The sequence below is a fragment of the Streptococcus sp. FSL R7-0212 genome (genome assembly GCF_038007985.1).
In the GTDB taxonomy this organism is placed as follows: domain Bacteria; phylum Bacillota; class Bacilli; order Lactobacillales; family Streptococcaceae; genus Streptococcus; species Streptococcus parauberis.
The window spans coordinates 185729-210586 of record NZ_JBBOYF010000001.1 but is presented as its reverse complement, the minus strand read 5'-3'; the positions used below and the strand labels follow the sequence as shown (position 1 = coordinate 210586).

25 protein-coding genes are annotated in these 24858 nt (G+C 34.0%); 3 read left to right on the top strand and 22 right to left on the bottom strand.

From position 1 onward, the window contains the following. Window positions 1–118 precede the first annotated feature (118 nt). Window positions 119–469 carry a hypothetical protein gene (locus tag MKY69_RS01205; RefSeq protein WP_340790831.1) on the top strand — a complete coding sequence of 117 codons (351 nt, stop codon included), beginning with the start codon at window positions 119–121 and terminating at the stop codon, window positions 467–469. A gap of 39 nt (window positions 470–508) precedes the next feature. Here MKY69_RS01205 and MKY69_RS01200 read toward each other — a convergent pair whose 3' ends face one another. The 5 genes from MKY69_RS01200 to MKY69_RS01180 all read right to left on the bottom strand — a co-directional run bounded on the left by MKY69_RS01200 (window position 509) and on the right by MKY69_RS01180 (window position 7179). Beyond that, window positions 509–1798, bottom strand: coding sequence for a 5-methylcytosine restriction system specificity protein McrC (locus tag MKY69_RS01200; RefSeq protein WP_278216484.1), 1290 nt, complete (start codon window positions 1796–1798; stop codon window positions 509–511). Between the two features lie 3 nt (window positions 1799–1801). Then, complete coding sequence (locus tag MKY69_RS01195) at window positions 1802–4255, bottom strand: McrB family protein (protein ID WP_340790830.1); 2454 nt, start codon at window positions 4253–4255, stop codon at window positions 1802–1804. 57 nt (window positions 4256–4312) lie between these two features. Next, on the bottom strand, window positions 4313–5347 hold the full coding sequence (locus MKY69_RS01190) for a hypothetical protein (RefSeq protein WP_340790829.1): 1035 nt from the start codon (window positions 5345–5347) through the stop codon (window positions 4313–4315). Window positions 5348–5416: 69 nt separating this feature from the next. Continuing rightward, window positions 5417–6376 (bottom strand): IS30-like element IS1062 family transposase, encoded by a 960-nt coding sequence (locus MKY69_RS01185; RefSeq protein WP_002360751.1) that lies wholly within the window; start codon window positions 6374–6376, stop codon window positions 5417–5419. Between the two features lie 62 nt (window positions 6377–6438). Further along, on the bottom strand, window positions 6439–7179 hold the full coding sequence (locus MKY69_RS01180) for an ATP-binding cassette domain-containing protein (RefSeq protein ID WP_340790822.1): 741 nt from the start codon (window positions 7177–7179) through the stop codon (window positions 6439–6441). 714 nt (window positions 7180–7893) lie between these two features. On the opposite strand from MKY69_RS01180, the gene MKY69_RS01175 reads away from it, so the two are divergent. Continuing rightward, window positions 7894–9327: an FAD/NAD(P)-binding protein gene (locus MKY69_RS01175; RefSeq protein ID WP_340790821.1), complete on the top strand. Its 1434-nt coding sequence runs from the start codon at window positions 7894–7896 to the stop codon at window positions 9325–9327. Between the two features lie 60 nt (window positions 9328–9387). On the opposite strand, the gene MKY69_RS01170 is transcribed toward MKY69_RS01175, so the two are convergent. From MKY69_RS01170 to MKY69_RS01115, 13 genes are all read right to left on the bottom strand, one after another. Continuing rightward, window positions 9388–10514 (bottom strand): IS3 family transposase gene (locus MKY69_RS01170; RefSeq protein ID WP_233847614.1). Its coding sequence is split into 2 segments (ribosomal slippage): window positions 9388–10244 and window positions 10244–10514, totalling 1128 coding nucleotides; the frame shifts between segments, so codons are not numbered across the junction. A 93-nt stretch (window positions 10515–10607) separates the two neighbouring features. After that, on the bottom strand, window positions 10608–11642 hold the full coding sequence (locus MKY69_RS01165; RefSeq protein WP_340790819.1) for an acyl-CoA thioester hydrolase/BAAT C-terminal domain-containing protein: 1035 nt from the start codon (window positions 11640–11642) through the stop codon (window positions 10608–10610). Between the two features lie 329 nt (window positions 11643–11971). After that, the gene (locus MKY69_RS01160; RefSeq protein ID WP_340790818.1) at window positions 11972–12460 is read right to left on the bottom strand and encodes a prolyl-tRNA synthetase associated domain-containing protein; all 489 of its coding nucleotides are present in this window, start codon (window positions 12458–12460) and stop codon (window positions 11972–11974) included. 15 nt (window positions 12461–12475) lie between these two features. Further along, window positions 12476–13378 (bottom strand): DMT family transporter, encoded by a 903-nt coding sequence (locus MKY69_RS01155; protein ID WP_340790817.1) that lies wholly within the window; start codon window positions 13376–13378, stop codon window positions 12476–12478. A 12-nt stretch (window positions 13379–13390) separates the two neighbouring features. Further along, window positions 13391–13900 carry a DinB family protein gene (locus MKY69_RS01150; protein WP_003104567.1) on the bottom strand — a complete coding sequence of 170 codons (510 nt, stop codon included), beginning with the start codon at window positions 13898–13900 and terminating at the stop codon, window positions 13391–13393. Window positions 13901–13986: 86 nt separating this feature from the next. Beyond that, window positions 13987–14211: an HAD hydrolase family protein gene (locus tag MKY69_RS01145; protein ID WP_340791856.1), complete on the bottom strand. Its 225-nt coding sequence runs from the start codon at window positions 14209–14211 to the stop codon at window positions 13987–13989. A 15-nt stretch (window positions 14212–14226) separates the two neighbouring features. Further along, entirely contained in the window at window positions 14227–14733 is a 507-nt protein-coding gene (locus MKY69_RS01140) for an HAD family hydrolase (RefSeq protein WP_340790816.1), read from the bottom strand. A gap of 60 nt (window positions 14734–14793) precedes the next feature. Then, a complete protein-coding gene (locus MKY69_RS01135; protein ID WP_372236793.1) occupies window positions 14794–15711 on the bottom strand; it encodes a CPBP family intramembrane glutamic endopeptidase in 918 nt (305 codons plus the stop codon). 93 nt (window positions 15712–15804) lie between these two features. Beyond that, complete coding sequence (locus MKY69_RS01130) at window positions 15805–16458, bottom strand: MIP/aquaporin family protein (protein WP_003106122.1); 654 nt, start codon at window positions 16456–16458, stop codon at window positions 15805–15807. A gap of 92 nt (window positions 16459–16550) precedes the next feature. Next, window positions 16551–17588, bottom strand: coding sequence for a S66 family peptidase (locus MKY69_RS01125; RefSeq protein WP_340790815.1), 1038 nt, complete (start codon window positions 17586–17588; stop codon window positions 16551–16553). Window positions 17589–17769: 181 nt separating this feature from the next. Next, window positions 17770–17910, bottom strand: a complete 141-nt coding sequence (locus MKY69_RS10540; RefSeq protein ID WP_367682863.1) for a hypothetical protein — start codon at window positions 17908–17910, stop codon at window positions 17770–17772. A 250-nt stretch (window positions 17911–18160) separates the two neighbouring features. Further along, the gene (locus tag MKY69_RS01120; protein ID WP_004235413.1) at window positions 18161–18436 is read right to left on the bottom strand and encodes a zinc ribbon domain-containing protein; all 276 of its coding nucleotides are present in this window, start codon (window positions 18434–18436) and stop codon (window positions 18161–18163) included. A 125-nt stretch (window positions 18437–18561) separates the two neighbouring features. Then, the gene (locus tag MKY69_RS01115) at window positions 18562–18900 is read right to left on the bottom strand and encodes a helix-turn-helix domain-containing protein (RefSeq protein ID WP_340790814.1); all 339 of its coding nucleotides are present in this window, start codon (window positions 18898–18900) and stop codon (window positions 18562–18564) included. 641 nt (window positions 18901–19541) lie between these two features. Here MKY69_RS01115 and MKY69_RS01110 point away from each other — a divergent pair. Then, a complete protein-coding gene (locus tag MKY69_RS01110) occupies window positions 19542–20051 on the top strand; it encodes a phosphatidylglycerophosphatase A family protein (protein WP_004235415.1) in 510 nt (169 codons plus the stop codon). A 68-nt stretch (window positions 20052–20119) separates the two neighbouring features. Here the strand turns inward: MKY69_RS01110 and MKY69_RS01105 are convergent, their stop codons facing one another. From MKY69_RS01105 to MKY69_RS01090, 4 genes are all read right to left on the bottom strand, one after another. Further along, on the bottom strand, window positions 20120–21832 hold the full coding sequence (locus MKY69_RS01105) for an alkaline phosphatase (protein WP_340790812.1): 1713 nt from the start codon (window positions 21830–21832) through the stop codon (window positions 20120–20122). A 244-nt stretch (window positions 21833–22076) separates the two neighbouring features. Further along, entirely contained in the window at window positions 22077–22712 is a 636-nt protein-coding gene (locus MKY69_RS01100) for a TetR/AcrR family transcriptional regulator (protein WP_340790810.1), read from the bottom strand. A gap of 9 nt (window positions 22713–22721) precedes the next feature. Next, entirely contained in the window at window positions 22722–23846 is a 1125-nt protein-coding gene (locus tag MKY69_RS01095) for an ABC transporter permease (protein ID WP_340790809.1), read from the bottom strand. 1 nt (window position 23847) lies between these two features. Then, on the bottom strand, window positions 23848–24564 hold the full coding sequence (locus MKY69_RS01090; RefSeq protein ID WP_004347142.1) for an ABC transporter ATP-binding protein: 717 nt from the start codon (window positions 24562–24564) through the stop codon (window positions 23848–23850). Between the last annotated feature and the right edge of the window lie 294 nt (window positions 24565–24858).

Genomic DNA, 24858 nt, shown 5'->3' with positions numbered 1-24858 from the left:
TTCAAAAGAAGATGAAAAAGATGTAATTTTAGAAAAACAACTAGATATTGTTCCTATCACTCAATACGCTGAATACAATGATTTCCATCCATTCATAAAATCAAATAGAGAAAATGTTTTGGCAGTTATATGTTTATATAAAGATAAAAGAGAAAATAAAGAAATAAATATCAAACTTATGGGTTGGTATATAAGTGAAAATCAACTTAAAATTAGATGGAAACCAACATACAAGCGAAGGGTACGTTGGAGATCTTCTTTGGTATCTGTTGATATTATTTCAGGAAGTTTCTTTTTCAAAGGATCATTATATGAAAAAGGATCATTCCCAATATTTATTAAAGAGCTTCATTTTATAGATAATATATCTGAAAATAATCTGACCAAACTAAAAAAGGAGTTTAGAAATTTTATTGAAGTTATTGATAAACAGAAAAAGAATGCACTTTTACACAAATCGTTAATATAATAACAAAACACAGAGTAGGAAAAGCCCTGTGTCTTATTTTTAGGTATTAAATGTCGTAAAATTTTGAAATAACTTCAATTCCTCTTTTTTTACTTGATTGATAAATTCAGAATAACTACTTATATCCTGTGGAATAGAGAACCTATAAGACAAAATTTCTCCCCCAAATCCACTAAGAGTGCCTAATTTTACAGCATTGCTTTCAATTTCAATATCAGTTGGTTGTAGGAACACACCCTGATTTGACTCTAGTATGTGCATATATGTAATAATCTGATTTAAATCATTTCTATTATCTAGGTTTCTCTTATATTTTGTATCAATAGGGATATTTCCCACCACAAAATCAGGGTACCTCAATCGATTGGTTATATTATCTTCTTGTTCAAACATACGAAGTGTCTTTAAATGACTTTTTCTACCGAAATGATCCCAATTAGTTATGGTAGCAATATATTCCTCCCATAGCCACGCAACATCAAAGATAAGTCCATTTATTTTTTGATTATCTTGTCCAAACCCTGTCTTTTGATTTTCTAAAATTTGAATACATACTTTTTGTAAAATAGCATATTCTTCAAAATACCCGTGTTTTACGGGATTAAGTTTGTTTTCAAATAATATTTTTTCTCTACTATTTTTAGAATAATTAGATGTATACCTCTTTAGAATAAGTACTTGTTCTCGTATCTCACTATCAGAATCAAGCAAAAAAGAATAACAACTCTCTAGGAATTCTATTGTGTGTCTAATAAGTTGGGTTAGGTTATTATCATAGCTAAATTCTCTTGTATTATAAGCAATATTCCCTTCAAAAGGGATATTGTTTTTTATATGTCTTGCAATATCAATTGTTCCTCTAACATTAAGATTATTGTGTTTTCTCTTTATATATTCCTTGTATATCCCTTTTGATAATGCATTTTTAAAATAGTAAGGAAACAAAAAGATAATAATCTTCTCATAAGATAATTCATCTGAACTATTTAATTCGTTGTTTGTAACATTGAAATTAAGTACTTTTGAGAACATGTATCTTAAAAAATAATCTTGTTTCTCACTCTTTGAGAATCTAGAAAATATTTTCACCTCATCGCTAGAATCTGAAAGCAATCCCACGATATTGCTGCTATAGGTTTTGCCTTTAGACATTTTGAAGATAACATTGTCATCATCTAAATCATCTGATTCTTTTAAAGTTGGTGGAAAAATAAGTATATTTTCATCATAAAGTTCATTTAAAGACTTATTGACTAATTTAGTAATAATGGGTTTTGAAGATATCTCATCTGAAACAAAAGTATTATCTCTAAGTGTGTAAATTCCCATTAATTAGCCCTCGTTGAAATATCTAGATTCAATTTGAGTTACTTTGCTAATTGCATTAGCTTCACCTCTAAAGTAATCTCTCAATAATGGTTTTAATTTATGATTCCAAATTGGACACTCATCTCTACTTTCTTCAATATCAATTTCTCGGAAATAACTTGCTCCAATTTGATAATCAGTTGATAAGTTTCCTATTGTTATTATCGCTTCATTTAAGCGTAGCATTTGGTCATGAACTTTACTATTTAATCCCATAGCATTTGCTGAATCTTCTGCTGATATTTCAATAAAGGTAAATCTTCTTCTCATTGCAAAATCAAATGTATCAACTGATCTATCAATATCATTCATTGTTCCAATAATATAAATATTTTTGGGAATATAGAATTTTGGTTCATCTTCATCATGCATGTTGGCATACTGAGTATAAACTCCTTGTTTATTGCCACGATAAGATGGATCAATTGAAAAGAACAACTCACCAAATATTTTTGAAATCTCACCACGGTTTATTTCATCAATGATAAAAATAAATGGTTTTACTGATTCCACAGCATCTGCATTGGAATCCTTCAAATTATAATTTTTTACTTTATTATATAGAGCAAAATAATAAGAGTCCTCTTGTCTACGATGATTTGAAAAGTATTCATTGATATCCTTACCCTTTTTAAAATTCACACCAGCCTCTAAAATATCTTTTAACTTTTTGACCTTTAAAGTCACTGCTTTAGAAATTGCATTTCCAGGTATATTGATTTCAATTGTTTCTTCAGAAAATGACTCAATATAGAACTTATTCCCTGAACTAATTTCAAAAACATCTTCACCCAAATTAACTTCATCTAGGTAGCTAAGTATTTTATTTTTTGTATTTGCTTCTTTTTGTTGCTCTTCATGAGATTTTTTCCCATTTTCGTAATTTTCAATCGCTTTTAAAACAAATTGTTTAAATATCCCATTTTCAAGCTTGAAACCCATGTTACCTTGTTTATCAATTTTTGGTCTAAGACCTTCAACAAAATCAGAGTAATCATAACTAGGATGAAATTGAACAAAACATATTCTTTCACTCTCTTCTGAGTCTAACTCCTCAATCTTATCAGTTCGACCATTTGATACAATGTCAGAAGCTATTTGATTTGATAAAAATGTTTTTCCTGTTCCTGGTGCTCCTCTAAAGATAATATTTTTTTCATTGATTAAAGTATTACTGTATTCATTTATAAACTCTGACTTGTTATTTACAACTTCATCTTCAGTTTCACCAGTTATAAAATTTCGATATTCCCAAAGGGGATAACCTAATAATTCGCTATCTAATTCTGGTATCGCCTCACTAATTATTTTAGTTAAATCAAGATTTTGTTTATACACTCCACCTCTGCCTTTAACTTCATATAACTTATCGAAAACCTCTTTATGGAACTTATTCATATTAATTCCTGAATACATTCCTTTAGGGGAATAAGCACAAAGTAACTTAGTGAGTACATTAGGCCTATTATAAAAAGAGTTTGCTTGCCCATCTTTATTAAAGAATTTACTTTCAAAATCCCCTTTTATTCCAGCATTTAGTATTTCAATCAATTCAGATTTTAAGTTATTGAAATATTTTTCTACTTCTGTTTCAGGAATAATTTGATTATTTGGACCACAATATTGTTCTTTAATATTATGCCAATAGATGCCAAATTTCCCAGAAGACCCACCTTTTATTCCTAAAAATAAGTTGCTGTATTTACCAAATTCTAATTGATAGCATAACGAGTTATTCTCTGCACCTTTTCCAATAACATAATCATCAAGTGTCATTGAAGACAATTTTTCAAGTGGCCAATCTTTTAGAAAATCTTCTTGTAATTTACGATTTTCTTTTGCACCTTCTTTAGCTTTTGGTAATAAAACATCTTTATGCTCTTCATACCAAACATAAAAGTTATCTAAACTGACCTCTTTAACTTCTTCGTTCGTAGCAACATAGTTAGATTGTTCTTTTAGATAAATTTGATAGTTCTGTTCCTGATCGTTAAGTGCAAAATTTATTAAATCGTTAACTTCATGTAATGTTGTATCACGTTTTACTTGCCAAATAGTTTCTCGACTGGTATAGAAGTACCAGTCTTTAGGCTTGAAATCTTCTTCCCAATCAACTTTTAAGGTATGTCCATCACCAATATTCTCTGTCACTGTTCCTCTAGCACTTAATCTCATTACAGAATAATAATTATTATTAGGATTTTTAAATGGTAGATTGTATTTTCTTGTAAAAGTTGATTTTATAAGGATTTGATCCCCAGATTCAATCTTATTTAGTAAGCTAGCCATCTTTACATATTGTTTATTGTTTTCATCACCTTGCCAACCTAACTCCCAAATTCCTTCTCTAAGAAATCTCGACAATTGACTTTGACCCCTATAGTTTGCACCAACAAAATATAAACTTTCAGTACTCATTATTCACCTCATTATATTTAATAATATAAAACTTAATTGATACAGTACCACAATTCTTTACTCCCCCCTGTTAAAAAACACTTGTGGCATCGGACTATTTCCATCTGTCAATATATGTTGTCCTAAATTACTAATGTAACCATAATATACTTTATCTTCATCTTGGGACATATTACTATCCGCTTTTTTTAATTCTGAAACTGGAACTTGGATTTTCAAGATAATATTTGGACTAACTAGTTTCGTTTCAGGAGCATCTCCATTGACTATTGTTTTTTGATTTATTACATAAGATGTAACTTGTTCAGAAGAACTGTATTTTTCAATTGTATAGCTTCCTTTTACAGGGTTACCCGAGTTAGAAGCCATTATTTCTGCACCAGATCTGTATAAAGTAACATAGCCAAATGCTTCCAACTTAAAACCAGCCATCATTAAAGTAGAAGTATTAGACGGTACATAGTAATAGCTGTAATATTTCTCCCACTCTGTTGTAGTCGATACAGCATCCTTTACTTCACTTTCTGAAATTCTGCTAGTTGAAGCTAAATTAATCCATCCTTCATTAGACTCCAATTTCCCCCAATTGTAGCCATCAGCTTCTAGTGTTTCAACAATTGTATATACTCCGAGCTGACAAGTGGATATAATCTGGGAATTAATATCTGGTGAATTTCTAACATCTATTTGATTTTTTGTAACTTCTACTTGAAAATTAGTTTTTGTTGTAACAGCATTTGATACCTTATCATCACTCTTCTTAGTTTTTGAAGTTGAAGATTGAGAACTACTTTTCACAGTCGATTGTTTCTCAGCATCAGAATTTTTCTTTTTAGTAATATTACTTTCACCAAAAGTATTTTTTGTATTATCTTGATTACTTCCTGAAAAATACCAGAGTAATGCTATTAAGGCGACAATACCAATTATAATTGTAAAAATTATTTTTTTTATAAGTGATACTAATTTTGCTTTTTTAATCTCTTTTTGATATTTAGCAACTCTTTTTTCCTCTTCTTGTCTATCTGCTTCTTCTTTTATACTTTTTTGTCTGTAGTATGCATCTTTTTTTGTTAACTCTTCATCTAACAAAACTTGTAATCCTGATTTTAGTTCCCAATCTTTACTTTTGGCTATTTCAACTTTTAAACCTATTAATTGTCAAATTAAGTTAGACAATTCCTCTTTGCATATGTGACTCAAGAATACTTCTATTGGTGTTTTATAGTTTAATGATTTTCGAGGGATATTATTTCTTTTCGATGCAATAGATTGGATAAAAGATTCATCAACTTCGTTGAAATCCATTTGCTTTGGTAAACCATCTTTACGTAATAAACCATTAGAGTTTTCATTTAACCCTCTTTGTGATGGTGTACCAGGATCTGCAAAATAGATATCAATATCATTTATATTACTGATTGATTTCCAATTTGAAAATTCCTTTCCACAATCAAAAGTCATTGATTTGAATAGATGCTTAGGTACAGATTGCATCCATTGGTTCAAACGATTTTCAATATCTATAGCTCGTCTGCCTTCTGGCTGAAGAGTGATGATTACTTTAGATAATCGCTCAACGAGGGTAATAACAGCACTTTTGTGCTTTTTACCCACAATAGTATCCCCTTCAAGGTGGCCAAATTCTTGATTGAATTTAGAATAATCATTTCCTCTGTCACGAAGTGATCGACGAAAAGATTGTTTTCCCCGAGTTTCTTTGTGTCCGTTGGCTTTACGTTTTCCTTTCATAGGTAGGTGAGTCACTTCAAATACGCCTTGTTTAAACATACGATAAAGTGTACGCATAGAACAAGAAATAGAAAACTCTGCACGGCCAACAATCACATCAGGTGTCCAACCTTGAACAACCCTCTTTTGAATATATTCTGTTTGTTCATCTGATAAGACAATAGGACGTCTGCCACAGCGAGTTTTATTCTTCTTGTATTGATTGAAATAATCTAGAGCATTGTGCCCTGTTTTGAAAAATTGGTAAACTTTATGAATCGTTTGTCTAGATCTATTCAATAGTACTGCGGTTTTAGCTACAGATTGATGATTATTATAATACGCCTCTATCATTGCAAGTTCATTTGATGTAAGATGGGTATAGGTCATTTGTCTTCACTCCTTATAATTCTTTTGCGGGAACTATCTTGAGTGTAGCACAAATGACTTTTTTATTTGTCTAGCTTAATTTTACAATCGGCGTTATTTAAAAGTCGATAGCAATCATCAACATTATCTACTTCTAATATTATTTTTGAAGATAAATATCTTTGAATACTTGTCTTTGTAATATTTTGAATAATTTTTCCTTTATGCAAAATAATATATCGATCCACTACGAGTTCTAGTTCAGATAAGATATGACTGGATATAAGAATTGTCATATTGTAATTTTTTCTCAGGTTTAACAAAAGCTCTCGCATTTCTTTAATTCCTACTGGGTCAAGTCCATTAATAGGCTCATCCAATATCAGTAACTGAGGAGAATCAATTATGGACAGTCCAATAGCCAAACGTTGCTTCATTCCTAAGGAGAAATTTTTTACTTTCTTATTTCTTTCAACCGATTTTAAACCTACTAAATTTAGAATTTCATCAATTTTTTTATTACTTTTTGGAAAACCTAGTCTGAGCATATGATACTTTAAATTATCATATGCTGACAGATTGGGATAAAATGCTGGCGATTCAATAATGCAGCTTAAATTCTTAATTTTAGATTTATCTATTACACCACCATCGGATTTTATTAGTCCTGCAATAATCCGAATTAATGTTGTCTTACCAGCACCATTTTCACCAACCAGACCACAAATTTCTCCTTTATGAACTGTGAAACTAAGATCATTTAATGTTATACGTTTATTGTAGTATTTTGTTATATTTTGAATATCTATTAAAGCTTGATTCATTTACTAAACCTCAACATCTCTTATTAAAATATAAAAAAGTCGATAGTAAAGTGACAAACTATCGACGAAACAATTACTAATTATTTAATCTTATAGATAATTAATCAAAACAGAAATATCCTATTTTTCTTATATTAAAAACACAAAGACGGCCTGCTGTAATCATCTTCTTTTCATTATTTGATAATTTTTTCATTTTTCTCACCAATTATATTCTAATCCCAACAAAAAAGTCCTTTTCGTTTAGGAAGTCCAACGATACAGAATCGTCCTGCTGTGATCATTTTCTTTTCTTTTTTCGATAATTTCTTCATCTTTCTCCTTTCAATTTTTAAAATTATTCAATTATTTTATAAGAAAGCTTAGTCTATAGAGAATGTTTTGTCACTTTAAGAATCTCTAAGACTTACTTTTCAAATGGCTCTCTTAACCAATTTGTAAATATGTTATTATTTATTTTTTATTCAGTCAATGCTATTTTTATGGGAATAATCTGACTTTTATAAATCTGAAACTCTCTTTTCGACAAGAATACCAGTATCACTAGATACAATAGCTAAATTGAGATTTTCAATTGGATATTTCTCTAATAATCAACTTTTTATGTATCACAATAAATAATGACCTAAATTAATAAATAATAGGGCTTCTCCTCCTCTAAAACCTATATCCTACTCCTTGTTTATGCTATGATATTAAAGCGGAGGTTTAATTTTGACGAAGAAGATTGCAATTATTGGGATGGGTGTCAGTGGTTTAGCTGTTTTACTGGCCATCTCTCAACAGACAAAAGAGTATTTACAATCAATAGAAATTAGCTGTTTTGATGACAGTGAACATTTTGGCCGTGGTATTCCTTTTCAGGAAGATGATGACTCAGCCTTAATTAATTCACCACTCGATGATATTTCTTTTGATTACCATCAGATGATGGATTTTATGGACTGGCTAAAAGTAAACAAGTACGATACAAGTGTGACCTACACCTCACGCGCCCTCTATGGAAGATACATGAAAGAACGTGCTCATCAGCTCATTACACAACTACCAGTTACCATTATCAAAGAACCCGTTGAGTCTATTAGCTACTCGCCTTCGACTCAGACCTTCCAATTAACCCTTACTAATACAAGGTCCCCTCAAATATTTGACCATGTTCACTTGGCCTGTGGAGCACTTCCCGTTGCTGACCCCTATCAGCTAACCGGGCATTCTTCCTACATAGCAGATCCTTATCCAATTCAAAAGGAATTAGCCACAAAGAGCTGGGATAATAAAGATGTAGCAATTATTGGCACCGGCCTAGCAGCAGTTGATGTGATCAAATGGCTTTTATTGAGAACAACTGTTACTATCAAAGCCTTCTCACGGAGCAACTACTTTCCGACTGTTCGCATCACCCAAGGCCCCGACATCACCTGGCACCACCTGACCGACCAAACCATTCAAACACTCATTGACAGCAAAAGCGTCAGCTATCAGGAACTTGATCAACTATTCCAAAAGGAATTGCAGGCACTAGGCTTTAGTAACTGGGAAAAAACAAAAAATGAATTCTTGTCAGAAGGGATTGCTGGTATCAAGCTGTCGCTTGACATGGCCGAGCATCTCTATCACTTGCAGCAACTAGCATCAAGGCTGGTCGACTGTTTAACCGACCTGTGGCCCTTAATGTCCCCTGCGGACCGCCATTCCTACCAAGAAAACTATGGTAAAGCCATTGTGAATTTACGAAACCCTATGCCTGAAGAGTCAGCTCAAACTATTTTAGAAGCGGCAGCCCAAGGTAGATTGAACATCATTTCTGGTGTTGAGGAAATCAACGTAAAGGGCGACAAATTCCTGGTTGGCGAAGCAATCACTGTTGATCAAGTTATTAATGCTACTGGCTACCAACTGACCGAAAAGACAATTGAACTGGCGACTCCATTCTTGCAAAACATCGTTAAGCAAGAACTAGCTCAAATCGATGACCTTGGAGGGCTGTCTGTCAGACCAGAGACTATGCAAGTCATGTCACCTAAATATGGTGCAATGCCAACTCTTTTTGCACATGGAGCGCTGATTAATGGTGTCATTTACCAAAACAACTCCACCATTAAAATTCAAAAGATGGCAGAGCGAGGAGTTGTCTACTGTAATATTTAGAATAAAAGAAAAGCCTTATCTGGCACTGCACCCCAATAGTGGGACAGAAGAAAAACACTCTTATGAAACCAATTTTCTGAATTGAACAGGAGATTGGTTTTTTAAATGACGTTGAATTCTAGTTTCATTATAAAATGTTATGTAATTTTTAACAATATTTGTTATACTAACTTTGTTGTGTTTTCTCCTATCTTGGAGATAAAAGGTTTCAGTCTTTAAAGCGGAGTGAAACCATTCAATACAGGCGTTATCTGCAGGTGTCCCTTTTCGAGACATTGAGCGGGTAATGCCTTTTTCAATACAAGCGAGATAGTAAGCATGTGATGTATAGACAGATCCTTGATCACTGTGTAATAGGACTCCTGATTCTAAATCAAGTTGATTAAGGGTATCAAGTACAAGATCATTGTCCTGTGTATCTGAAATAGTATAGGCCACAATTTCACGATTATAAAGGTCCATAATAGATGACAAGTATAAGGTAGTTTTTCCAAAGTTGAGATAAGTAATATCTGTAACTAGTTTTTGTAATGGTCTGGTTGCCTTAAAGTCACGGTCTAGCTTATTGTCTGTGACGTAGTATGGCCTACCTAATTTAGGGGACTTCTTTATTCTAGTGCGACATAGCCACCCTCTGCTCTTCATGATACGATAGACTTTCTTTACATTGGCATTAATCCCAAACTCTTTCTTTAGAAGACTTGTAATGGTTCTATAACCATATATAAACTTATATTTTAAGCAGAGCTCTTCAACTTTTTCGATAAGACTATCATGAATAGGAGGCTTGATATTAGATTTCCACCGATAATAGGTTGAGCGTGAGACCTTAAAACAGTCCAGAATAAAACCTAATGGATACTGATATCTGTAGTAATCAACAAGCTTGATGAGTGTTACTTTATCGATTTTCTCATCAAGCTTTGATACTTTTTTAAAAGTTCAACTTGTAGTTTTAATTGCTCAACTTCTGATAACTGTTCCATTCCTTGACCGTAAGTATATTGCTTACCTACAGGTTGATGAAAACGATACGTTTCTCCTTTTTGATACCAGCGCCACCATGTATATATCTGGCTTTTATTTTTAATACCAAGTCTATCCATAATAACTTTTTCGGGCTTACCTGATTTCTTCATTTCAATACAGGCTAATTTGGTTTCTAACGAGTAAGCTTTTTTGACCATAATAAAACACTCCTGATTCTATTTTACTAGAATTCTACAGGAGTGTTTTTCTTGTGTCTCATTTATTGGGTGCAGTGCCTCTAAAGGCTTTTTTTATTTACCATGTTTTTCCAATAGGAAATTGTTAATAGATTTTTGACTTTCTGTATTGGCTTTTTCATTTGCGGATAAGCTACCACCAGTTCTCATCCTCATCTCAGGTGTACTAAGAACACCATTTCCAAGAAAGAGGTGACCAGCATCTTTATAAAGATTAATTTCTGTATCAGGTTTTTGCTCTTTTATTTTTTTAGCCATAGCTGGACTATTCCACATTTGGTCATCTTCCCCTGCAATAATCATAATATGAGCTTTAACATCTTTTACAGGTATGACTTTTTTTACCAATGATTTGTCACTCTTGATAGCCGTATCATAGGTTTCCTTATATACAATTGGTCCTTTTGTGAGCATCGGCCAAAGCATATTTTTTACCAAAGCAACAAATGAACTCTTCTTAATATCAATATATGGTAGTTCTTTATCTTGCCAAGTCCATGAAGACCCGTAATCCTTAAAATCCAAACCGGCAAAATTATACGCAGATGGGGCTGTCACTACAAGATTTGAAATATCATCATATTTGCTGGCAAGATTCAAAGCATATTCTGCGCCTTTTGACCCAGCTAAAACTGTTATCGGCCCTTTTTCAACCTTCTGTTTCTGAATATAATTGAGGACATCTTCAAATTGTTCTAAAGGAATTCTTGCCAATGTTTTTTGTTGATTGTTCATGCCATACATAAAGACTGCCAATGTCTCATATCCCTCTTTAGCTAAACGCTCAGCTTCTCCAAAGTTAGGACTCCCTTCAGATCCGCCATAGCAAACCACAATTCCCTCATATTTTTTCTGATCCGGAACCAAGTGGAAGCCTTCCATAGTCCCCTCATCCACATAAGTTACCGATACACCAGCTATCTTAGTAGGATAATAACTCACATTGGTCACGTCGGTCAAATACTTAGGGGTATTTGGATCATCCTCTCCATATTTTGCATCATTCGTTTTTCGAAGTGCTATAATAACACCACCAAATACAAGTACAAGACAAAATATAACAATTATTATTTTAATAAAATTTTTCATCTATTTCACCTTTATTCTATTCTTTCCGATAGCTGACACCTTGCCTAAACAACAATCAAAATCCCCCTTTAAGAACTTAATAGACAACAATTTCTTTATTTAACAAGCAAATTATATTATTGTTTTACAATAATGTCAATGCCTTATGAAATATATTATATCACTGATGAGTATCCATATCAGAAAACTCAACTTTCCTAACTAGAAACTTTTTTGAGAAATGATTTCTCAATTAGAACTTTATTTTCTTATAAGGATTAAAAAATGAATCAAGGTCCTTCATTCTGAGACGCCATTTTATATGGCGTCTTTTTTATTGGATATCTCCATTACAATTCAATAATTGTTGCTGGATAGTCGATTGCTGCCAAGAATGTCAGTAAATCATTGGTAGCTAAGAAAATTGTTTTTTCATTCGTATTGGGGTGGAAACTCATTCGTTCTTCAGGAATAATCTCCTTGTAAATATAAACTGAGATGTCGTGGTCCTTGTTATTTAGTAAACCAAAAGGTGAGACGACACCTGGTGGTAAGAGCATCTTCTCATATAGACTGTCACTTGAAGCCATGCGCATTCTATTAGCTCCGACAACCTCCTTAAAAGCATCCATATCTAACATCTTTTGGTCATCCATTATCAAAAGATAAAACTGTGTTTTTTTCTTATTGGTTAAAAACATAGTTTTTGTCCGGACGCCGTCTATCCCTTCAATGAAAGAATCAGCTTGTTCAGTTGTTAAAGCAGGTTCATGTCCCACAATCTGAAAAGCAATGCCTAGTTCATTTAACTTGTCTGCAACAGGCTGATATAAGTCCATAAGCAACTCCTTTACTTATCCTTTATTTGAAGTATAAACACCAATCATAATAGCCAAAACACCAAAAATTTGCAAGCCCGTAAAAGATTCGCCTAAAATAAGCACACCAAACACAATAGCCACAGCCGTCGATACGCCAATAAAGGAAGCTGTTCGATTGACACCAATTTTGGCAATAGCGACATTTGATAAGAAGAAGGCCAAGACTGAACAACCAATACCTTGATAAAGAATGGCTAGCGCAAATGTCTTATTTTCAAATGGCAGAATGATGAGTTGTGATAAGTTTTGATGAACGATTGCTTCGCCTATAGCCAGGCTAGCGAATACCAGAAAACCAAGCAAAATCATGACGACGGTTAATTCTACTCCTGTAAAATGGCTAGCCTTGTCTACATAAACACAATAGAGGGCATAGAATAGTACTGCTAGAAAGAGCATGGCATACCCTAGCACCGAAAAACTAGCTGATATGCCTACGGCCATAACACTAAGCAAAACACCTGAAACAGTTATTGCAATACCGACAATCTGATGCATACTTGGCTTTTCTTTCAATATCAAAGTTGCCGCAATTAAAGCCATGACTGGAATTGAGGCTAAAAAGGCTCCACTTTCGGATGCTGTAGTTAAATTGATACCTAATGTTTCACCTAAAAAGTAGAGAACGGGACTAAAAATTGCTGCCAAAAGGACATACTTAATGGACTTGCCTTTAAAATTGACTCTTATTAATCCTATCACAAATAGGATTAGGAGAAAAAGTGCAGCCACTAGAAAACGCCAGCCAAGTAGAGCTAAAGCTGATGCTGTTTGGCCAGCTTCTTTAGTGAAAAGGTAGCTTAGACCAAATAAAATTTCACATCCAATGGCACAAAGCGACCCTATGATAAGGTCTTTTTTGGTATTGTTTGTCATTTCCTTTCCTATCTATTTACCAAGAACCAATCGTCTTGTATAAACTGCTTGACCTGAATGCATGAGAGCATCGTCAATAGTTGAGACTAGGCGAACTGCGCGAGTGACTGGTGGATTCCAAGAACGATCAATAATTTCATCTAGACTGTTAAAATCAAGTTGACTGAGATAAGTCTTACTTAGGTTAAATGTGACCTTTAAGTAATCTATCAACAAATTCTTATCCTTAATAATGACTTTTCTTGCTTCCTCTGGACGATGTTTCCATTCTTCAGTGTCTCTTGGTAAATCAAATGCAAAGCGATCAACCCATCCCTGAGAAAAATAGAGTGCTTCCTCACCCTTTAGCTCTGATACTTGTTGATCCAACATCTTAGCAGTATGCCAAATCAACCATGAGACTGATTTAATCAGTGGATCTGGCATGGTATTTGCTTCTTCCAGGGTCATTTGATGAAAAGAATCTAAAAATCGTTCCTCAGATCGGTCCAATAAATCACACAACAATTGTCTGTCAATCATAATAATCCCTCCAGATAATCTTTCTTCTATTATACCATGGTAGACAGCCTGAATCCCTCTCCTAAAATGGCAAAAAAAAGAGAAAACTATTTAGCATTCTCTTTTTCAAATTGATTTAATAATTTTTGTAAGTGGTCAACTGTTAATACAAATTGATTTGCACCCGAAACTAATTCTTTTCCAATCGCAAAGCCATAGGTTGCCTGTCTTAACATTTCTATATCATTGTGGTCATTTCCAAAAGCAAGATATGCTTGGGCACCGATTAATCTAGAAAGAGCGGCATACTTATCATTTCCTTTTGCTGTAATGACAAGTTCCTTTTCTTACGGATGATAAACATAAGAAATGCCTTTTATGTCAGAAAAATGAGCAAGCCTTTCAGAAGATACATCAAACAGGATAATTTTACTGACTTTACTATTGCTTATAGGCTGAGCCTTTGCCAATCGTCCACTGTCTAGTTTTTGCAAAATATGATTTTGAGAATTTCTAATTCTAGCTGTATAATCCCAATCATAATCAAAAATATAATCTAAATCTTCCCTGTCCATAATTACTCTAATTGCAGCAACAGCTTTAACAGGAATGGATTCCATTAGAATGATTTGGCCATCCTGACGATACATGCTCCCATTCCCACCGATTAAATCATTATCTGGAAAATCATTTAAAAGTGGCAACATATCACGAATCGGACGAGCGGAAGCAAAAATGATGTTAAAACGACTATTTAAGAGTTGCAAGATTTCGTTAAGACCATCAGCAATCCTTATCCCATCAAAAACCAGTGTTCCGTCCAAGTCAAAGACTAAATAAGGTGTCTCATTCATAATGATTTATTTTTTTAAACTTCCTTGATTATCTTTACCCATTTCAGCCTCTATCATATCTTATGAAATTTCTCCTTTTTTCAATTGCCAAGCTAGTATAGCAATTCCAACAAAAAGAACAAGACTTGCCATAAGACTACCTTCAGTCCCAAAAGCTCCGCCTGATAGCCAGTCCGGTGCACCAACCTTGCTTTTGAATGTTAGAATCGAAGCCCCCGTCTGCGAACCACTGACTGCAACACCAAAGAAATTACCTTGCATAAAATTCCATGCTCCGTGAAGACCAGCCACACCCCAAATATTATCCGTTTTCAGCATGTAAAGTGCCATTAGGAAACCAGATAAAATGAGACTAAGCATAGAAGCAATGGTCACATGATCATTTCCTAAATGCATAAGACCAAAAAGACTACTTGACACTGCAACTGCTATTGCCAAATTACTTCGCTTATTTATGAGAGGTAGGAACCACCCTCGGGTAATCAACTCCTCAGTCCCTCCTTGAATAAACCATAAGGGAATTAAGGAAAGTACATACCAGATGGTTTTACTGGATAAGTCAACTTTATCAAAAGTCAGACCTCCAAATAGATAGGATAGTAAAAAGGCACTTGATAAAAGAACTGTTCCCCAGAACCAACCTTTGACAATCTCGAAAGCCCATTTCTGCTTAAAAAAACCGAGACTGGTAATTGGTCGATTTTCAAACCACTTTACCCAAGCCATTAAGGCCAACGCTGCCCCAGCAAATCCCAATAATTCAAAATGCATACTTTGCATCATATTCAAGACATTACCCGTATGACCATCTTTTAGTAAACTATATATTAAAAAAACAAGTAGTGAAAGTAAAGAATAAATAGTCACTCCTACGAACATAACGACCTGTGTCATCACACAAGCCAAGATAATGATAAGCCAAGCTGGCCATTTTTGGTAGCGGTCAGTATTAAATGACAACATTTTATTAGCCATAATCATCCTCATTTCATTCTTATCTTGTTATAATAATACAATTGTCTTCTTATTTCAAGTGAAAATAAAAAAACAGCCCTAAGGACTGTTTTAAAATTACTTGTCTTCGCTTGTTAACCATTTAGCAAAAACTGCTGCTAATGCGCCACCAAGTTCAGGTGCTAAGAAGTAAACCCACAAATGACTCAAACTAGATCCACCTGCTAATAAAGCTGGACCAAATGAACGAGCAGGATTTAATGATGCACCTGTCAAGCTAATTGTTGTAAGAATTAATAGCGTTAGTGACAAGCCGATAATTAAGCCGGCAAAATTTGGATTACCAAATCTATTATCAGTTACTAGTAAGATTAATGTTACAAACAAGAAAGTAGCTAAAGTTTCAACTAAAATCGCCATCCCAGCTGAAATAGTTGGAAAATCATTTTGTGCTAGCATATTTGCTGGTAAGCCTGCTGCTTTAACAAATAAGGCAATAAGGCCTGCTGCTATGAGTCCGCCAACAAATTGGGCAAGCATGTAAAATCCAGCATCTTTACCGGAAATTTTCTTTTGAATCAACATGGCTGTTGTAACGGCTGGGTTAAAATGACCACCCGAAATACTACCAAATGTATAGGCTGAAATAGTAATAGCTAAACCAAATGCCATGGCAATGGCCAAAACACTACCTTTTGTAATAACAGCTGTCGCAGAGCCGATAAAAACTAGTAAAAATGCACCAAAAAATTCTGAAATATATTTTTTCACAACAATCTCCTTAATATTATGTTCTGATTCAAGTATAGATGATTTTTGAAGTAATTCAAATTTTTTGATTATAAAAACATTTTAGCCATAATTTAGATGGACTTTTCATTAGAAAAACGGATTAAGCCTGTTTCTGCATCAACATAAGCTACTGGACCAAACGGGATAATGGCCCTTGGGGTCGCATGACCAACATTTAGATTAGCCACTATAGGGATATCCTGATCAACTACTGTTAGTAAGTTTTCCTTATATTCTTGATCGAAGGTTTCGTCCATCGGTTTACCAACAAGCAGTCCAGAAATGACAGAGAAGATACCTGTTTCTTTTAGAGCTAGTAACATTTTTTTATGGAGGGCTGGTTCCGGTTTTTCTTCACTAGTTTCAAGCAATAAAATTTTTCCTGTCCAATCTTGCAAACTTGGGAATAAGTCATATTTTTTGCAGAGCTCAACGCTATCTCCATGTCGCTCATTATTAAAGAGATCATAGAGGGATTCTAAACAGCCTCCCAATATAGGGCCACTAAATTTTCCAGAACCTTTTAACAGTTGGAAACCCTGATTATCATGGGAAATACGTGGTGTACCTAGGGCGTCCTCCGAAAAATCAGTCCGTTCATCATACCAAACATCGCTAGCTTTTATTTCAGAAATCTTTCCTGTTCTGATCAATTCTTTGAAATAGTGCTCAGTGTAGGGAAGCATGTCCTGGTCCAACTCGCAAATATCTGGTAGGAAAGCCTGCCCGTAGAAAGTTTGAATTCCAAGTTTGTGCAACATCAGGTGATTCATCGTCGTGTCTGAGAATCCTAAAAAAGGCTTTTGTTGGATGACTTTTTCAAGTTCATTATTCTCAAAGAGGTAAGGTAAAAGGCGGTAAGTATCTTCACCACCAATGGCGCAGAGAATCAAGTCAATATCTGGATCAGCAAATGCTTGGATTAAATCCTCAGCACGTGCTTTAGGATTGTCTTCAATAAAGTCGACACCCTTTAAACTGTGGGGTAGAAAAACAACTTTCAAGCCCATGTTTTCAAGTCGTTGAATTCCAAGTAGGACTTCATGTTTAACGATTTGTTCACCAATGATACCACTGGATAAACTAACTATACCAATTGTTTTAATCATCAGATACACCTCCTTAGTTTTTTTATTATAGCATAATTGTTAATGATTTTGATTTATTGATTTCAACTTCTTTCAGTCAATTATATCTTGGCTATCAACCTTATCATTTTTTATCATTGTACTTTTATTAATACCATCTGATACAAACCTAAAAACTAAGAAAGTTGCAGCTGAATTTGTACTATCTAATTAATCGATGGATTGATCTTTTAACCCTAATTACATCACCTGTTGTTACATTAAAGCTTTCTATTCTATTTTCTTCAAATACTTGAATTTTTCCTTGTCCAGTTAAGATGTATAGGACTTCCTCTATTTTTATATGGCGATGCTAATCTTGATGGCTTTGGTCTGGTATCAGATTATGATGTACTTCAAATTCACTAGAACTATAATAATCTACTTCCGTTCCATTTTCTTTTCTTATGTTGATTGCTTCTGCTTTACTAATGATTTCAATACCTTTTTTTCCATAATCGCCATACCTTTCCTTTTTAGGTAAATTATAGTCTGATTTAGTTATTATATGGTGATGATTCTAACAAAAAAAGACTAGTTTTTAACTAGTCCTTCTACTTAGCGTTCCGCCAGCGTTTTGTCTGTTTTAAGACCATTGGATAGGTCATTTTGAAAATCACTTTTGCCAGAGTACTCCCTTCTCCTTTAGAAATACCTTCCCGTCCTAAGGCAACCATTTGTTCAAAGGTGATATCTGGAGATAAAAATTTGCCATTTACATAGCATAAATAACAATACTCATCAGATTTTCCTCCTTTATCATTGCTTCCTCTTAAATCTTGTCCCTTTGGCATAAAAAGCATAGCACATGATTGACACATTTTCTCCATTGTTTTCCTCCGTCTTCAAGTTTTATTTATCATATCCAATGAAGAATCATACCTTTTCTGAATTTTTCAATAAAAAAAAGCGTACCTCAATACGACTTCTTTTAATGTGGTGACACAAAAGGCTATTATTTCCCTTTTATTTCCCCTATAATCACTGACAAGGCGTTTATAATACGATCTTGTTGACCTGAAGATAGTTCTTTAATTTGCATCATGAGATCTGATAGATCAGAATTTTCTTCAATTAAACTAATATCAAAAAATCCTTCAAAATCAACTTGTAGTGCCTTCATGACCTTTTCCAGAGTCTTCACCTTTATGTTTGTGGACTGATTTTCTAATTTATACACATAATTAGTCCCGAGGTCTGCTTTTTCCTCTAGTTGCTCTTGGGTCATCCCATGTTCCAACCTTAAAAGTCGAATTCTCTTGGAAATATATTCCTGTAATATTTTATTATCCATTAATTTTTACCTCATAACATTAATTCTACACATATATCACAAAATTTTTTAGATTTTTTAATGACATTTTTATTCCCTTTCAACCTTTAAAGGTCTTTCTTTCCTATTTTTTCAATAACACAAGTAACTATTTCTCTGAACATAAACTTTTAAAGGTTGTAATTTAAAAAGAATTGTTTTCAGAAAACATCATTATTTCATCATAAACCAATTAGAACCTTTCTAATTAACCTTATTTATCAAGCAAATGATTAAAAGAATCAATTTCTTTACTTGTCTATTTACGATATCCAATTAAAATAATATCTGAATTAACGTTCAAAATTAAACTTTAAAAGAAGGACTAATGATACTTGAATAAAAAGAAAAGACATTAGGATTTTGCAACAATGCATACCATCCCAATCCCTCAATTTTTGCGTCCACACTTGTTTAGACCTATCCTAATCACTGAAATATATAGTATAGTACAACTACTATACTATATATTTCAGTGATTAGGATAATATAAACTTATATATTTTAAAATTGTAATACAGTTCTAAAATGACTGTAACAATAAAATATAAAATCAATCCCAACTTATTATCTAAGCTTTTTTGCAGACTGTGTTATAATGATTGTGTCAAGGAGGATTCAAAATGAATAATAGTTATCAATTAAAAGAGATTTCCAGTCAATTATTAGTCGAACGTGGTGTTAGCCTTGATGATATTGCTGACATCGTTTTATCTTTACAAAACAAATATATTCCAAATCTGAATAAAGAAGAGTGTTTAGAAAGTATTGCTGCCGTTTTGAAAAAAAGAGAAGTTCAAAATGCTATCATAACGGGGATTGAATTAGACAAATTAGCTGAGCAAGAGCTTCTGTCTGAGCCACTATTAACTATTCTGATGAAAGATGAAGGCTTGTATGGGATAGATGAAATTTTGGCACTTTCAATTGTCAATCTCTATGGTTCAATTGGATTCACTAACTACGGTTACCTTGATAAAATTAAACCTGGCGTTATCGCCAAGCTTAACGAAAAAGATGGTAAACAATGTCATACTTTCTTAGATGATATCGTAGCAGCCATTGCTGCGGCTGCCGCTAGCCGTCTAGCTCATAATGACCCAGATAAAAGTGCCATTACTAACCAACAATAAGCAAAAAACCTCTATTTTCTAATAGAGGTTTTTTCAACGACTTTTTAGGAGGAAGCCTTATTGGTTAATTAATTTTTCTTTGGTGCTTTTAAGCCAACACCACTTGGTTTTTTGGATTTTTTCTCAACTTCTTTTTTCGGTTTTGAATCTTTTCCATTGAAGCCCATAGCTTCACCCATGCGCACAGCTACATCTGTATCATCATACTCGCCGTCAAACATGAAAGCACCTGAACCCATAGCATAGACAGGAACTTTTTCACCTGAGTGGTCAGTTGTTGACCAAGCAAGTCCAGCCTTCTTATCTAGAATACGAGTTGCTGTAATTGAAACTGGAATATAGCCACCATAATTGGTATCTTGATCATCAGATTCTTTTTTAGACTCTTCAAAAGCTGCTCTCAAGGCCTCATATTCTTCTTTAGAACATAAGCCACGATCTTTAGCTTTTTCTTCAAGGTAAGCATCTTCATCAGCATTGCTTACTTTTTCAGACGGTGCATCTTCTTTCAAAGTTAAACCAAAGTAGTCTTCAATTTTTGATGCAAAGTCTTTGAAAGACATATCAGGATTTGCTTCTAATTCTTTGGTTACAAGATTATCAAATTCAACCTGTGAACCTTTTTGTTTAGTTAATTGATCAAAGTAAGTTTCATAACCAGTTGATTCGTTACCAATCGTAAAGCCACCTGTTGAATGGTCTGCCGTTACAACAATTAGCGTTTCATCTGGATGTTCGTTATAAAAATCAACAGCTGACTGAATTGATTTTTGGAATCCAATGACTTCATTAACTGTTGTTGCTCCATCGTTTGCATGCTCAGCCCAGTCGATTTTACCAGATTCAGCCATCATGAAGAAGCCTTCAGGATCATCTTCCATTACTTCAATCCCTTTTTTGACCATATCATTAAGATTTTGCGTACCTTTTTTCTGATCTATCTGATATGGCATTGCGCCATCATCTTGAAGATCTTCTGAAACAATGTAAGTCTTCTTCGATTTAGGATTGACTTTTTTAGCTTCATCTTTGGTTTCGACGACATTGTAGCCCTTGTCTTTCAAGACATAATAAAGGTCCTTTTGATCTTCATTTTCACCTTTACGATCCATTAAAGAACCCCCAGCGAAGAAGTCAAAATTTGATTCTGCCATCTGTAAACCAATTGAATAATTTGATTTACGTGATTCTTCATTAGCATAGAAAGCAGCTGGTGTTGCATGGTTAAGTGTAACAGTTGTTAAAATCCCAACAGATTTCCCAGCCCGTTTAGCTTTTTCAGCTACAGAGTCACTTGATTTTGAGAAGTCGCCATTAAGGCCAATTGTATTGGTTTGTGTTTTATTTCCTGTGGCAAAGGCTGTCGCTGTGGAAGCCGAATCAGGAATGAAAGAGTGACAATCATATTGTGACTTTAAGCCAATGACTGGCATCTCAGTGAAATTCATGCGTGTAGGATAAACTTCATCTTTATTGGTCTTAGTAAATCCTAAATAATCCTCAGCTGCCGTTACTGGGGTAACACCCATCCCGTCACCAATAAATAAGAAAACATATTTTGCTTTGTTCTCATTAACTTTAGAGTAATCCTCAGTTTTTGGACGCTTCGCATCATACATTTGAACAGCTTTACCATTAGCTGTTTTCTTAGCTAATTTAGTGCTATTTGCTGCATCAGTATCAATTTTGACATCGGCTTGTTTTGAACAAGCTCCTAATAAAATAGATGATGCTATGAGAAGTGTACCTATCTTTTTAAACGAATGTGTAGTTACTGCCACAATAAATCTCCTTTTTTCCCCTAAACAAATTGGCTACACTTCTATTGTAATATTCGCTTGTAAAATTAGTTTGCGATTTGTGTAAACCTTCTGTAAATTTTCTTTCAAAGATTAAAAAAAACTGAAGAAAACAACCTCTTCAACTTTTACAGTTTGTTGGGTAAAGACACAGCTACTGTAGTGCCCTGAATAAAAGAGAAATATGACCTGAATATGACCTAAAAAAAGGAATTAACTTCCAAATCTAATTTGTTATGCCTGCTAGAATTTGTTTTTTGATAATAGCAATATCCATTTCTGGGTCCTGACTTGCTATGCCCATGATGTAACGTTGACCAAAATAGGCTAACATCGGGCCAATAATGCATCTGATTATTGATACTAAGTCTAAGTCTTGATTAACAGTTGGGTTAGCTTCTTTTAGGGTTTCCAACCAACTTCCCATTTTGGAAAGTATATGATTTTTCTCGGACAAGGCCAAAATGTGCTTTTTTAGACTGGCATTAACCATCACTTCTTGAAATACGATTTGTAGAAGTGGATAGTTTACTTCAAAAAAGATTAGTCGATTGACAACAATGAAGTCAACCGCTTCTTCTAAATCATTTTTATCCTTTAATAGATTAAAAAAATCACCAAACAATGCTGGTAAAACTGGATTAATAACTTCTAACAATAAGTTTTCTTTGGTCACAAAATACTTAAATACGGTTGCTTGACTAACTCTAGCGGCTGCTGCAATCTCTGCTGTTGAGGTTCCATCATACCCCTGCTTGGAAAATAATTCTAAGGCAGCTAAAATGGTTTGCTTTTTTCCTTTGGGAATAGATAGCGTTGCTAAAACCTCAAGATAGGTGGTCTTTTGATTATCGGTCATCATAAGTCCTTTCTATACTCTGCGGTAGCGTTTCATCCCAAAAATGTTAGCAAATGTGAGGATAACTAAAATAATTAACAAGACTGCTATATCAGACCAGATATCCATAAATCCTTTGCCTTGAAGGACAATCCCTGACATGGCATGACCAGAATAAGTGAGAGGTAAAATTTTACCAATACTTCGAACCCAGCTTGTCATCGTGTCTAACGGAATAATTCCTGAGAAGAATAATTGGGGAAGAACAACTAAAGGAATGAATTGCATCATTTGAAATTCTGATTTCGCAAGCGTTGATAACAAGATCCCAAAGGCTAAGGCAACAAGTGCTAAAACATTACTGACCAAAACTAATAAATAAATGTTGCCGACAACTTCTAATTTCATAAGGTAAACTGATGCAATGACAATAATTGTTGTCTGAATTAAAGCTAGTATGCCATAAGAAATCATGTAGCCAAAGACTATTTGTGATCTTTTGACTGGTGTTGCTAAGAGGCGATCAAGTGTACCTGAAGTTCTTTCTTTCAGCAAAGCCATACCCGAAATTAGAAAAACAAAGAAGAAGGTAATAAAACCAATTAAAACTGGAATCATCTTCGCAAAGAAGCTGGTATTTTTATCACCATATCGGTAGCTTTGACTTATTTCAGGAAGCTTGGGTGCCTCAATTTTAAGTGCTGGTTTAGCTTGTGGGGTAGTTTTCGGAATTGATAGTTGGGATAACTTTTTGGTAATTGATGAAATGAGCTCTTTTTGTCCATCTGTTGCTAGAACGGTATTAATTGCCTGACGAGTCATCTTGGTCTTCGAACTGTCGGTATTTGCGTGGAGCAAATTATAATTGCCGTCTTGTTCTCGATTAAGATACGCATCATACTTACCTTCTTTCATACCTCTAATAGCTTCTTCTTCTGAAGAGACATCCTTTATTTCCATACCATCTACTTTCTTCAACCCGTTAACAAGTTCTGTTGGTAAGTTATTGGCAGCCAAATTGACAGAAACACTAGTCTCAGCCGAAAACATGACATTCATCAAGAAAAGTATAAATATAGGTGCTACAAACATCATCAAGACTGTCCGCTTATCTCTTAATAATTCAGTAATTACTTTTTTTACAATTGCAAGTGTCATATTACTCACCTTCAGCTTTCAAAAAGACTTCTTCAATACTTGATACACCATAAGTAGTCTTCAATTGTTCCGGAGTATCTAAAGCAATTAGCCGTCCATCCAATAATAAGCCTACTTTGTCTGTTTTCTCAGCCTCATCCATGACATGGGTTGTTACAAGGATACCAACACCCTTTTCTTTTAAGTGATATAATTCTTGCCAAATTTTTAATCTTAAGGATGGGTCTATCCCAACTGTTGGTTCATCCAAAATTAGTACTTGAGGATCACCTAGTAGGGCTATTGCCAAAGATAAACGGCGTTTCATTCCACCTGAAAAGCCTGATACCAATTTGCTTAAATCATTTACAAGTCCAACAATCTTGGCCACATGTTCAATGACTTCCTTTATAGCATTACCTTTAACACCTTTCATTTGGGCAAAAAATTTCAAGTTTTCATAGGCCGTTAAGCTTTCATAAAGAGCATCAGCCTGTGCCATATACCCTATTTTACCTAATACTTGTCTGTTCGGCATTGTTACCCCAAGTATGGTGGATTGCCCTGCGTCAGCTTTCTCCATCCCTAGACTTAATTTGATCATGGTAGATTTGCCGGCACCTGAGGGACCAATCAGTCCAACAATCTGACCCTTAGATAGGGCAAAACTAATCTTATCTAATATTTTACTTTGTCCATATGATTTCTCTAGTGAATCTAGGATATAGATGTTTTCCATAGTTACCTTCTTTTTGGTGAGTGTTCACTCACTTTTTATAAATACATTATAGTGAGTAATCACTCACTTGTCAATGAAAATTACTATTTTATAAAATATTATTATTATGATATTTTCAGAAAATTTTCGACCTTCAACGTTTGTTTATTTACATAAAATTGTGAAAAAATTAAGGTAACATTTGACAGCTTTTACAAAACGGGGGTAAAATAATAGAAAGGAGGATATGATATCCAGTTCTTGTCTGGATTTTAGAGTAAATTTAAATAATAATACAATTTCTAATTTTGGCTC

What these genes read in the sequence shown, in the direction of transcription:
- MKY69_RS01180 (WP_340790822.1), bottom strand. Translation starts at nt 7,179, where the DNA reads ATGAATCAAGCTTTAATAGATATTCAAAATATAACAAAATACTACAAT.
- MKY69_RS01115 (WP_340790814.1), bottom strand. Translation starts at nt 18,900, where the DNA reads ATGGATAATAAAATATTACAGGAATATATTTCCAAGAGAATTCGACTT.
- MKY69_RS01140 (WP_340790816.1), bottom strand. Translation starts at nt 14,733, where the DNA reads ATGAATGAGACACCTTATTTAGTCTTTGACTTGGACGGAACACTGGTT.
- MKY69_RS01165 (WP_340790819.1), bottom strand. Translation starts at nt 11,642, where the DNA reads ATGAAAAATTTTATTAAAATAATAATTGTTATATTTTGTCTTGTACTT.
- MKY69_RS01120 (WP_004235413.1), bottom strand. Translation starts at nt 18,436, where the DNA reads ATGGAGAAAATGTGTCAATCATGTGCTATGCTTTTTATGCCAAAGGGA.
- MKY69_RS01110 (WP_004235415.1), top strand. Translation starts at nt 19,542, where the DNA reads ATGAATAATAGTTATCAATTAAAAGAGATTTCCAGTCAATTATTAGTC.
- MKY69_RS01185 (WP_002360751.1), bottom strand. Translation starts at nt 6,376, where the DNA reads ATGACCTATACCCATCTTACATCAAATGAACTTGCAATGATAGAGGCG.
- MKY69_RS01160 (WP_340790818.1), bottom strand. Translation starts at nt 12,460, where the DNA reads ATGGACTTATATCAGCCTGTTGCAGACAAGTTAAATGAACTAGGCATT.
- MKY69_RS01200 (WP_278216484.1), bottom strand. Translation starts at nt 1,798, where the DNA reads ATGGGAATTTACACACTTAGAGATAATACTTTTGTTTCAGATGAGATA.
- MKY69_RS01150 (WP_003104567.1), bottom strand. Translation starts at nt 13,900, where the DNA reads ATGATTGACAGACAATTGTTGTGTGATTTATTGGACCGATCTGAGGAA.
- MKY69_RS01100 (WP_340790810.1), bottom strand. Translation starts at nt 22,712, where the DNA reads ATGATGACCGATAATCAAAAGACCACCTATCTTGAGGTTTTAGCAACG.
- MKY69_RS01155 (WP_340790817.1), bottom strand. Translation starts at nt 13,378, where the DNA reads ATGACAAACAATACCAAAAAAGACCTTATCATAGGGTCGCTTTGTGCC.
- MKY69_RS01095 (WP_340790809.1), bottom strand. Translation starts at nt 23,846, where the DNA reads ATGACACTTGCAATTGTAAAAAAAGTAATTACTGAATTATTAAGAGAT.
- MKY69_RS01125 (WP_340790815.1), bottom strand. Translation starts at nt 17,588, where the DNA reads ATGATTAAAACAATTGGTATAGTTAGTTTATCCAGTGGTATCATTGGT.
- MKY69_RS01090 (WP_004347142.1), bottom strand. Translation starts at nt 24,564, where the DNA reads ATGGAAAACATCTATATCCTAGATTCACTAGAGAAATCATATGGACAA.
- MKY69_RS01195 (WP_340790830.1), bottom strand. Translation starts at nt 4,255, where the DNA reads ATGAGTACTGAAAGTTTATATTTTGTTGGTGCAAACTATAGGGGTCAA.